Annotated in this window: 9 protein-coding genes; 1 reads left to right on the top strand and 8 read right to left on the bottom strand. The window is 44.2% G+C overall.

Translation table 11 applies throughout. From position 1 onward, the window contains the following. Positions 1–285 precede the first annotated feature (285 nt). Positions 286–1,263 carry a Zn-dependent protease gene (locus COT43_00145; protein ID PIS31220.1) on the top strand — a complete coding sequence of 326 codons (978 nt, stop codon included), beginning with the start codon at positions 286–288 and terminating at the stop codon, positions 1,261–1,263. A gap of 3 nt (positions 1,264–1,266) precedes the next feature. Here COT43_00145 and COT43_00140 read toward each other — a convergent pair whose 3' ends face one another. The 8 genes from COT43_00140 to aroF are packed head-to-tail and all read right to left on the bottom strand — an operon-like array spanning position 1,267 to position 9,073. After that, positions 1,267–2,040 (bottom strand): prephenate dehydrogenase/arogenate dehydrogenase family protein, encoded by a 774-nt coding sequence (locus tag COT43_00140; GenBank protein PIS31217.1) that lies wholly within the window; start codon positions 2,038–2,040, stop codon positions 1,267–1,269. Beyond that, a complete protein-coding gene (locus COT43_00135) occupies positions 2,037–3,092 on the bottom strand; it encodes a bifunctional chorismate mutase/prephenate dehydratase (protein PIS31216.1) in 1,056 nt (351 codons plus the stop codon). Before COT43_00135 ends, COT43_00140 begins: the two co-directional genes overlap by 4 nt. A 2-nt stretch (positions 3,093–3,094) precedes the next feature. Continuing rightward, a complete protein-coding gene (locus COT43_00130) occupies positions 3,095–4,087 on the bottom strand; it encodes a chorismate synthase (protein PIS31215.1) in 993 nt (330 codons plus the stop codon). Then, the gene (gene aroA, locus COT43_00125) at positions 4,080–5,327 is read right to left on the bottom strand and encodes a 3-phosphoshikimate 1-carboxyvinyltransferase (protein PIS31214.1); all 1,248 of its coding nucleotides are present in this window, start codon (positions 5,325–5,327) and stop codon (positions 4,080–4,082) included. Before aroA ends, COT43_00130 begins: the two co-directional genes overlap by 8 nt. Continuing rightward, on the bottom strand, positions 5,290–6,684 hold the full coding sequence (locus tag COT43_00120) for a hypothetical protein (protein PIS31213.1): 1,395 nt from the start codon (positions 6,682–6,684) through the stop codon (positions 5,290–5,292). The genes aroA and COT43_00120 overlap by 38 nt, the downstream gene beginning before the upstream one ends. After that, a complete protein-coding gene (locus COT43_00115) occupies positions 6,593–7,234 on the bottom strand; it encodes a hypothetical protein (GenBank protein PIS31212.1) in 642 nt (213 codons plus the stop codon). The genes COT43_00120 and COT43_00115 overlap by 92 nt, the downstream gene beginning before the upstream one ends. After that, positions 7,221–8,249 carry a 3-dehydroquinate synthase gene (gene aroB, locus COT43_00110; protein PIS31211.1) on the bottom strand — a complete coding sequence of 343 codons (1,029 nt, stop codon included), beginning with the start codon at positions 8,247–8,249 and terminating at the stop codon, positions 7,221–7,223. Before aroB ends, COT43_00115 begins: the two co-directional genes overlap by 14 nt. Continuing rightward, complete coding sequence (aroF, locus tag COT43_00105; GenBank protein ID PIS31210.1) at positions 8,246–9,073, bottom strand: 3-deoxy-7-phosphoheptulonate synthase; 828 nt, start codon at positions 9,071–9,073, stop codon at positions 8,246–8,248. The genes aroB and aroF overlap by 4 nt, the downstream gene beginning before the upstream one ends. Positions 9,074–9,189 lie beyond the last annotated feature (116 nt).

The raw sequence follows: 9,189 nt of genomic DNA, 5'->3' as shown, positions 1-9,189 counted from the left end.
GCCCTGTCCGACTCCGGCGGATAATCGCCCATTTTAAAATCTATTGTTAAAAATCAATCCGAATCATTCAGATTTAGCGTCTTTCAGCGACTTCATCAAAAAACGAGATGTAATTTAAACAGATGGATTTTGATAGGCAATGGAAAAGACGTCTGAAAAATCTATTTCAATTCCCTATAGTAAGGATCGAATTTTTCTTGCTAGTACTTGAAATTGTATTTCAGTTTGATCAATTCTTGCATAAATTTTTATCGAAATGTTCCTTTACCATCAATCGAGGTTTTTATGAAATCACTCCAGGCCTTTTTGATTACTATCCTATTTTCAGTTATTCTAGCCGCCGGCGAGACCGCAACTCGTCCCGTAGCGACCTATTCCATAGTCGCTTATGATGAAATGACTGGCGAACTGGGCGTTGCCGTTCAAAGTCATTGGTTCTCAGTCGGTCAATTGGTTCCATGGGCAAAGGCTGGCGTAGGTGCCGTTGCTACGCAATCGTTTGTTAAAGTCGAATATGGACCCGACGGTCTCGCATTAATGGAAAAAGGGCTTTCTGCGGAGAAAGCACTCAAAAAACTTTTAGAAAATGACAAAGACTCGGCAGTTCGTCAAGTGGCAATGATTGACGTTAAGGGTTTCGTGAGCGCTTACACTGGAAGCCGATGTGTAAATATGGCGGGGCATCATATCGGGAAAAACTATTCTGTACAGGCAAACATGATGGAAAACAATACCGTTTGGGATGCAATGGCAAAAGCGTTTGAGACCGCGCCCGGCGATCTTGCCGATCGTATGATGTCTGCGCTTGAAGCGGCGGAAAAAGAAGGAGGCGACATTCGAGGCAGGCAGTCGGCGGCGATGCTCATTGTATCTGGAAAACCGACAGGAATCCCATGGAAAGATATTGTTCTCAACCTTCGCGTCGAGGATAATCCAGATCCCTTGTCGGAATTGAAACGGCTGATACGAATTCACCGTGCATATCAACATGCAAATCAGGGCGACGCATATTTAGAAAAAAACGAAATTGAAAAAGCTCTGAATGAATACCGGTTATCGGAAAATTTTTATCCAGAAAACGCCGAATTACCATATTGGACAGCGATTACGCTTGTTTCAACTGGCCGAATCGACCAAGCCTTGCCTATTTTTCATCGCGTTTTCCAACAAAATCCTAACCTAAAAAAAATGACCCCGCGACTCGTCAATTCCGGACTTCTTCCCAACGACGCAAAACTCATAGAAAAAATTATGACTCAATAAGATTTATTGAATATTTTCACGTAATCTGTCAAGAAATTTATTCATCTCTTCATAATCACGTCCACGAATGATATGCGTCAAATAAGTAAGCTGCGAATTAATCCGTTCGATCTGTTTGAGCGTCCTAGGATTAAACAGCACTTCCGATATCAGAAAATCGTCCTCAGACAACAACCCGCGCACAATTTCCATGTGTTTTTTAAAGGTCGTTCCCGGCGCTTTCTGATTTTTTAAACACGCGGCAAAAACCAATGACGAGGAAAACGGCGTTCCCAGGGAATAAGCGGTCGTTTCATCATGTTCTTCAAACGAATATTCGAAGATATTCAGTCTGAGATTCTGGTAGAAATTTTGAAAAAAGGTTTTCCCATCTTTATCTGACTCGCTGATGATGATAGCGTTTTCATTACTTAGGTCGCGAATATTGGCAAACGTCGGACCAAACATTGGATGGGTAGAGACAAAACGCCTGCCTGACCGTTGGTAATATTGATAAATACCGTTTTTGACTGACGTGATATCCGAGAGTAAGCAATTCGCTGACAAATAAGGAAGCACCATGTCAAACGCCTCGATCGTATTTTTCAGCGTGACTGCATTAACAAGTAGTTCCGGTTGAAATGCCTGAATCTCCGACACTTCCAAAAGTCGAGTAACTTTGATAAAATATTTCAATTTCTTCGGATCGGTATCAAAAACCGCTACTTCATAATCGTGACAGAATTCTTCAACCAACCAAGCGCCCATGCGTCCGGCGCCCATAACAACTATTTTCATGAAATGTTCCTTTCTTTGTAGCAACCAATTAGCCGCAGACTGCCAGTCATTTTGCTAACTTTTTTCAGTGCCTCTACCACTTTTTTGTCATGTTCCGAACCGATAAAATCAAGAAAGAACGAGTATTCGCCCAACTGTCCGGGAATAGATTCAATTCGCGTCAGATTGATGCCCGCATGAGCGAAAATCTCCAGAACGTTAAAAAGTGTACCGGCTTTATGCTCCGTCGAAAAAATGATACTGCACTTATCGCCATCTCCTTGAAATTTTTCACGGGAAAGAATCAGAAAGCGCGTTCGGTTTATGCCGAGATCTTCGACATTTTCCTTGATGATTTCAAGATTGTAAAGTTCCGCCGCGAGTTTGCTGGCGATAACGGCACAACCTTTCAGATTCTTTTCTGCCAACATGCGCGCCGCACCGGCTGTGTCGTAATAAGAAATCGGTTCAAGTCTATTACGCGATAGAAAATGTTTGCACTGGGAAAGTGCTTGCGAATGCGAATAGACACTCCGAATTTCCCGATGATCGGCTCCGGAGACGATCATCAAGCAATGTGAAATCGGAATTTCAATAGCGCCAACAACAAATAAATCGGTTTGCAGAAGAAGGTCGTTGACCGGACCGACGACGCCGCCCAGCGTGTTTTCCACCGGGACAATCCCGAAATCATACCAGCCGGATGCCACGCCATCGAACACATCTGTGAATTCCTTGCATGGAATGCCGACATATTTTTCGTTCCAAAAATGAGCGGCTAATTCACTGTATGCGCCGTGTTCACCCTGAAATCCAATCAGTTTGTGTTCGATTTTTTGCAAACGTTTACTCTCGCCGATGATCTCGAAAAAGATTTGCTTAAGCAATTCTACCTGAACAAGATGCTTAGTGCGTTTGGAAATTTTATCAAAAATTTCCTTCTCACGCTCTAAATCTTCAATTTCAGTTTTAAAACGTTTGGCAAGGATTGCCAATTCCATTCGATCGTTTAAATTCTGAATGATTTTCCCGTCGAGAATATCGATCTGTTTCCTGATTTCCTTTAAATCCATCTCTACTCCATCCGTCTTCCAAATTTCTGTTCCAATAAAAAGAGGTCGGCTAAAACGATCGCAGTGGCGGCTTCGACGATGACCGGCGCTCTGAGTGCAATACAGGCGTCATGCCGCCCCAAAATCGATAAATCTGTCGGTTCTTCATCAGCAAAATTCAACGTGCGCTGGGACTTAGAAATGCTCGATGTCGGCTTGACTGCCACCCGAAAAATGATTTCATTTCCATTCGTGATGCCTCCATTGATTCCGCCCGCATTATTGGTCGACGTCGTTCCTTTTTTATCGATGAATAAATCGTTGTGAGCCGAGCCGCGCATGACAGCGGCTTGAAATCCAGAGCCGAATTCGATCGCTTTGATCCCGGGAATCGAAAAAACGATGTGCGAGATGAGCGATTCCACCGAATCAAAAAACGGCTCTCCCAATCCGACGGGAACGCCTTGAACCCTGCACTCGATCAATCCGCCGATAGAATCGCCTTCCGCTCTCACTTTTTCAATAATTTCCTCAAAATCCGTCTCGCCGCCTATTTCTAGTATTTTCGCGTTAATTGTTGTTGGTTCAATGAGTTTTTTCGCGATAGCGCCCGCTGCGACCAATCCTAAAGTCAGTCGTCCGGAAAAATGTCCACCACCTCGAATATCATTAAATCCTCCAAATTTTCGATCTACTACAAAATCGGCATGTCCGGGTCGGGGAACCTCGCGAAATGTCTGATAAATCTCCGACTGAACATCTTGATTTTTAAAAACAATGGCAATCGGACTACCGGTTGTTTTTTCATTCAGAATGCCGCTGATTATTTCCGGAAAATCGGACTCAGTACGCGCTGTCGTACCGATTCCATCACTTTTCCGGCGGTTGATTTCCAACATCAAATCAGATTCCATAATTCGCAGACCAGCCGGACAACCGTCAATGATCACACCAACCCCCGCGCCATGTGATTCTCCGAAAACCTGAATTCTGAAAAGTCTCCCAAAACTATTCATCGACCTGTCCTCCAATGGATTTTAAATCTTCAAAAAAAGTCGGATATGATTTGGCTACACATTCCGCCGTTTCAATCGTTACCTTCGATTCTGCCGTCAAACCAGCAATCGCCGCCGACATTGCGATTCGGTGATCGCCATGAGAAATAACATGACCTCCTAAGATTTTTCCGCCCGTAATAATCATTTCATCACCCCGAATGATGACCGAGATACCCAATTCTGTAAAAACGCTCTGAAGCACTTCCGCACGATTGCTTTCTTTATGAATTAATCGGCTCGCACCGCGAATGACCGAGCGCCCGTTGCAATTCGCCGCTAACGCAACTAATGGCGGAAAAAGATCCGGACAGTCTGTTGCGTCAAATTCAAACGCCGCAAGCCGATTTTTCCTAACAGTTATTGAATTATCGTCTATTTGGATTTCTGCGCCAACCGATCGTATGACCTCAATTATCGCTCTGTCCGGTTGCTTGGAAACGCTGGAAATCCAACTAATCGTCACGGAACCAGCAATCGCGCCAGCAACCAGTAAAAATGCGACTCCGCTCCAATCGCCTTCGACTAAATAATCACACGCCCGATAATGTTGATTTCCCGGAACCAAAAACCGATTCCCCCGACGCTGAATATTTATTTGAAAAGATCGAAGAACATCCAGCGTCATATCGACATAAGGTTTACTTTTTAGATTGATGACACGGATTTCGGAATCGTTTGATGCCAATGGAAGCGCCATCAGTAAACCGGTTAGAAATTGCGAACTGAGTGAACCATCGACATCCGTTTTTCCACCGCGAAGCGGTCCATGAATCCGCACCGGCAAATAGCCGTTTTCTGTTAAACAGAAAGCGCCCAAATCCGCAAGCGGCGATTCCATATTTGAAAGCGGTCGCTGTTTCAGCGAACCTTCACCAGTCAACATCAACTCACCGAAAAATAACGCGCAGATCGGTGCGAACATTCTGAGGCACAAGCCAGACTCCCCACAGTTTAGCGTTTTTTCTATCGGAGAAATTCCTCCGCGAATTGTCAGACTGCCAGATGATCGCTCCACAGACGCGCCTAACCCACGGATGACAGATAACGCCGCGAGCGAATCTGCGCAATACGTCGGATTGCGCAAAGTTGTCTCTCCGTCAGCAAGTAAAGCCGCGGCGATGGCTCTTTGCATCAGACTTTTCGATGCGGGCGCGTGCCGATTACCACAAATGACCGAACGCCGAACAGACTTCTTCATAAATCAATTCCGCTGTCTTTTGCGAAGACCAGCGCTTATTAATTACCACTAAGTCGGAAACTTCGGCATACAAATCTCGTCGTTTCCGAAATATTTTCTCCGCTTCTAATTCAACCGCTGAAACGTTCCGCGATAAAAGCGGGCGACTCGTCAAATCGATTCTTGACAACGCAGTTTTGACCGGCGCGTAAATCCAAACGGTCAGACTATTATCGATAAGTTGTCGGCGATTTACCTGATCGAGAACGACACCGCCACCGCAGGAAATAACTGCGCACTTTTGTCGAACGACCGACTGAATTACTTCCCGCTCCATTTCCCGAAATTCTGATTCGCCATATTCTGAAAAAATTTGCGAAATAGACTTACCAGTCTTCTCCACAATCTCATCGTCTGTATCGATATATTTCCATCCCAGCAACTTCGCTAAAGATTTCCCAACAAAGCTCTTCCCGACTCCCATAAATCCGACAAGTGCAATATTTTTCATTGAACTATTAAAATCGATGATTTTTGGAATTTTCATTTTTTTTTGCGAACCAGTAAAGTGGCGATAAGCAGGAATCGCTTGGTGTATCAGCCAAGATTCGCCGCCGATAAAGGTCGCGCCGCGTTTCCCGGCTTTGTTTTTTAAAATTTCCGAATGATAGTTCGCGTCGAGTAAAACGTGATTCGGAGTTAGCCACTCGTCTGCAATTACATCAACTCCGGCAGGAAGCGCTGAGACGATGATCTTCGCATTTTTCACTACATCCGCAAGATTTTCCATCGGCGCAAATTCACAACCAAAAGATTTGGCGATTTTCTCCGCCTTTTCGACTGAACGGTTGACCAGAATTACTTTTGCGCCGGTTTTCAATAATCCAAAAGTTGCGGCTCTACCCGCTCCGCCTGCCCCAATCACAACCGCAGAATTTCCTGATAGTTCGATTCCATTCGACTGTAAAGCGCCGATTACTCCGTCAATATCAGTATTGTATCCGACTAATTTTCCATCCTTCCGGACAACAGTGTTTACAGCACACATTTTCCGGGCTGGTTCTGAAACCTCATTCAGATGTCGTAAAACATTTTTTTTGAATGGCGCTGTGATATTGTAACCGGAAATTCCAAGATCATCCATCACAGAAATCGCTTCAGATATTCTCTGAACCGCCAATCTGGTGTAGATCAATTCTCGGTTTTCTATACGAAATAACTGCTGATAAATTTGCGGACTGCGGCTATGCAAAACCGGAAGTCCGACGATGGCGAAAATCCGTTTTTCAGACACCGGCGATTTTCTCCATAATAGCAAGCATCTGCTTCTTGTCAAATTGCCCTTCCGCTGTCTCTTTTCCAGCGGATTTGGCGACATAAATAAACGGAGCGCCGAGAAACGCTGCCGCAACTCGGGTAAACGCCCCAATCGAACCCATCGAAAATGCAATGATTGGATTTGATCTTTGATATAACGCTAAAATTTTAGCACAATCGGATTTATTTAAAGCACGACATGCGATTTTTGCAATATCTGCCCCCAATGAAAAACACCAGTCAATGATCTGATCCAATTCGGCAGAACTTGGCGTTTTTTCAAAATGATGGTAAGATACAATAACCTGCGTTCCATTTTCACGTGCCGCTCGGACGACCTCGGCAATGAATTCTTCCGGAGAATCGACTTCGACATCCACAAATGTGGTGCCTGACCGGATCGCCTCAATTAAAAACGCTTTTCTCTGTTCATCATTATAAAACCCAAACCGACAGGTAGCGATGAGTTTATGGGAACCGGAAAAAATTCGAGGGACATCGTCAAGTTTGAGATTTTCAATCGCATCGAGACGAATTTCTGCAAATTCTTCATCCTTTAAACTTTTTATGACAAGGTCGATTGTCGGTTCGGCAATGCTAACGCATATCATCGATGAATTCTTTCAAATTAGTCAAACTTATAAGTTCAGTTCGGGCATCGCCGATATCATATAAAAAGACAAAATGCAGGTTTTCATCCTCGCGTTTTTTGTCTTTCCACATTGCTTGAACAATGGCGTCTTTCTGTAATGAAACATCAATCGTCAATCCAATCTGCTTCAAAAGATCCTTCAGTCGCGAACTTTGTTCTGGCACCAAAATGCGTCTTTTAACAGAAAAATCTGCCGACAGGCACATTCCAACGCTAACGGATTCCCCATGTGTCAATCTGGTAACTTTTTCGATTGCATGCCCAAATGTATGACCGAAGTTTAGCAAGCGGCGCTGACCCGATTCTCTCTCATCATGTTCTACGATTTCCGCCTTGATCTGGACACACTCAGCAACGATTTTTTCTATCGCTTCGGTATCAAGCGACAGGATTTTTTCAAGGTTATTTTCTAAAAATGTGAACAAATCGGCATTGCGGATCGCCGCCGTCTTAACGACCTCAGACAAACCGCTTCTCACTTCTTGTATCGACAAAGTTCGCAACATATCCAAATCGCAAATCACAAATCGCGGCTGTCGTATCGTCCCAACAAGATTTTTATAGCCGGAATAATTAACGCCGTTTTTGCCGCCAATCGCCGCGTCAACCTGCGCTAAAATTGTCGATGCAACGAATCCGTAGTCAATTCCACGTAGAAAAGTCGAACCGACGAAACCGGTCACATCGGTTACAACTCCGCCGCCGACTCCCAAAAGAAAAGTCGAACGATCCGCTTCCAGTTCGATCAATTCACGATAAATTCGGTTAACCGTCTCCAAATTTTTACTTGATTCACCGATTCCGATTTCGATAACTGGAAAATTCGGAAATTGATTGCGATATAGCGAGGCGACTTGTCGGTCTGTCAGGATAATCGTTCTTTTTGCCGGGATGTAATTCTGAACATTCTTCAAGGATTTGCTGACAAGAATTTCGCAGGAACCGCTAGTTGTCTTAAGCGTCAGTTGTTTCATCTTTTTTCAAATGAAAATTCTTCCATACAGTCACGCACTTTTTTCACTTTTATCATCAATGATTGAAACATTTCCGGCGTTAATTGCTGGTCTTTGTCGCTCAACGCTTCGGCAGGATTAAAATGCACTTCAATTTCCAATCCATCGGCTCCAGCCGCAACCGCCGCAAGACTCATCGGTTCAATCAAACTAAGTCTTCCGGTACCGTGCGATGGATCGACAAAAATAGGCAAGTGAGTTGTTTCCTTGACAGATGGAACAATACTTAAATCCAGTGTGTTTCGCGTATAGGTTTCGAATGTCCGAATGCCGCGCTCACAGAGGAGAACATTCGGATTCCCTTCTGATAAAATATATTCGGCGCAGTTTAGCCATTCCTCAAGAGTCGAATACATTCCGCGTTTTAAAAGCACTGGTTTGTTGGATTTTCCGACTTCCTTCAGAAGCGAGAAATTCTGCATGTTGCGTGCGCCAATCTGAAGGACATCAATATATTCGCAAATCCAAGAAACGTCTCGCGAATCCAGCACCTCAGTAACGACGGGCAAACCGGTTTCTTTTTTCGCCTTTTCCAGAATTTTCAGACCTTTCAGTCCAAGCCCCTGAAAAGCGTACGGAGAGGTTCGCGGTTTGAATGCGCCACCCCGCAACATATTTCCGCCTGCCGCTTTGACAGCCAACGCTGTTTTGATCGTCTGCGTTTCGCTTTCAACCGCGCACGGTCCGGCGATGACGACAAAATCTTCTCCAATTCGAATGTCTCCAACTGGAATGACGGTTTTCCGATGCGTTTCAGTTAACGCTGTTAATTTTAAATCTTTCATCTGATAAAATTATTCTCCCTGAAGGCTGATCTGGATAAAATCCGACAATTTATCGTTGTATGCTTTGTTCTATCGACCATTCTTCTCAATTAAATTCAATCAAAATGTAAAATAAA

The organism is Candidatus Marinimicrobia bacterium CG08_land_8_20_14_0_20_45_22 (assembly GCA_002774355.1).
Taxonomy (GTDB): domain Bacteria; phylum Fidelibacterota; class UBA2242; order UBA2242; family UBA2242; genus 0-14-0-20-45-22.
The sequence above is the reverse complement of the archived record's forward strand: the minus strand, read 5'-3'. Positions and strand labels throughout refer to the sequence as shown.